Raw genomic sequence first — 1,799 nt, 5'->3', positions numbered from 1 at the left:
GGCGGCATTCCTTCCGGGCCCGGCCATGCCGGTGTCGCCGTCCCGGGGCGCCGCCGCGGGGCTGCCGGAGGATCCGCCAGCGGGCCGGGCCGCCGGCCCGGTCATGGCGGGGTCGCCGCCGGCGGATGCCGCCCCGGACCCGTCGCGGGGTTCGCCGGCGGTCCCGGCAGCGGGACCGGCGGGGAACTCGCCGACGGGCGCAGCGCCTGGGCCGGGTCCGGGGCCGACCGCGGAGGCGTTCCCGCTGTGGGCTGCGGCCCCGGACCCGTTCTCCTCGTCCGCCCCCGCGAGGGGCTCCGCGTCCGCCCCCGCGAAGGGATCCGTGTCGGGGTCCGCCAACGGGGACGCGCCCAGGGTCGCCGTGCGGTGGAGGCAGCGGGGGGACAGGAGGCAGGTGCAAGTGGCCTGGGTGGGGTGGGTGATCGTGCCCGACGGGCCCGGGCGGAGGGTGACCAGGGCGTCTTCGCCGAAGCGGAGCGTGACGCTGCCGTCGGCCCCCGCCACGGCCCCCGCCCCGCACTCCGCGATCGCCGCGTCGAGCCGCTTGCGCAGCCGGGCGGTCAGGGCCTCCACCGCCTCCGCGAGGACCTCGGGCGCGACGGGGGGCAACAGGGAGGGGCTCATCGGGGTTCTCCACGGAGTCGGTCGCCCACCCAGCGGGCGAGGGCGAGAGGGCTGAGGGCGGCCACCGGCATGCCGGCCGCCACGAGCTGCCGCGCCACCGGCACCGAGTACCGCGGCGTGCCCGCGTCGTCGAGGGCGGCGCAGCCCAGCAGATGGGCTCCCGACGCGGCCAGGGCCCGTACCTCGCCGAGCAGGCCCCCCAGCGGGGCGCCCTCCTCGAAGTCGCTGACCACCACGACCAGCGTCCGGCTCGGCACCGTGATCAGCGTCCGCGCGTGCGCGAGGCCCGCCGCGATGTGCGTACCGCCGCCGACCCGTACCCCGAGCAGCAGCGACAGCGGATCGTCGACGCGGTCGGTGAGGTCGGCCACCTCGGTGGAGAAGGCGAGGAAATGCGTCGACAGGGTCGGCACCCCGCCCAGCACCGCCGCCGTCAGCGCCGACCAGATCACCGAGGCCTCCATCGACCCGGAGACGTCGACCACCAGGATCAGCCGCCAGTCCGCCTCCCGGGAGGCGCGCGTCCCGAACACCGGCCGCTCCGGGACCACCACCACCCGGCCGTCGTCCAGCCGCCGGGTGTGCGCGAGGTTGGCCCGCACGGTGCGCGCCAGGTCGAGCCGGCCGCCCGGACGCCGCGTCGGGCGCGGGCTCGCGACCCCGGTGAGGGCCGGCCGCAGCCGGGTGGCCAGCTCCTTGGCCAGCTCGTCGACGAGCCGCCGTACCAGGGGCCGCAGCCGGGCGAGTTGCTGCTCCGGCATGCCGCCGGCCAGCGAGAGCACCGAGGTCAGCAGCTCCACGGAGGGGCGTACGGACGCCGGGTCGAGCTGGGCCAGTACATCGGTGCGGCCCGCGCCGGCCGCGTCGGCGAGCACCTCCTCGCGTACGTCGGCCCCGAACAGCGCCTCCAGTTCCTGCGACCACTCCCGCGCGGTCGGGAACGAGGGCTCGTCCCCGCCGCCCGGGCCGCCGCGGCCCACGTCGGCGGAGCCCTCGCCGCGCCCGGCACCGTACAGCTCGTCCAGCGCCCGCGCGTACCGCCGCGCGTCCGCCGGGAGCCGGTCGCGCTGCCGGCCGAGCAGCAGCCGCCACCGGTCGGCGGGGGCCAGCCGTCGCCCGTCGTCCGGCGGCTCCGGACGCGTGGCGGCGCTCCCGCCCTCCGCGCGGTCCGGGGT

At 78.8% G+C, this 1,799-nt stretch carries 1 protein-coding gene and 1 pseudogene; both read right to left on the bottom strand.

Features of this window, described 5'->3' with window-relative positions:
- Positions 1-624 (bottom strand): annotated as a pseudogene (locus ACFV0Q_RS41270) (hypothetical protein); the annotation flags it as partial.
- The coding region (locus tag ACFV0Q_RS41265) for a VWA domain-containing protein (RefSeq protein WP_385013217.1) at positions 621-1,799 on the bottom strand (1,179 nt) is incomplete at its 5' end. The pseudogene ACFV0Q_RS41270 and the gene ACFV0Q_RS41265, both read right to left, overlap by 4 nt.

Origin of the sequence: Streptomyces sp. NPDC059564 (assembly GCF_042735575.1) — a bacterium.
GTDB lineage: Bacteria > Actinomycetota > Actinomycetes > Streptomycetales > Streptomycetaceae > Streptomyces.
Note: the sequence above shows the minus strand (reverse complement) of the source record. Positions and strands in the feature narration are given on the sequence as shown.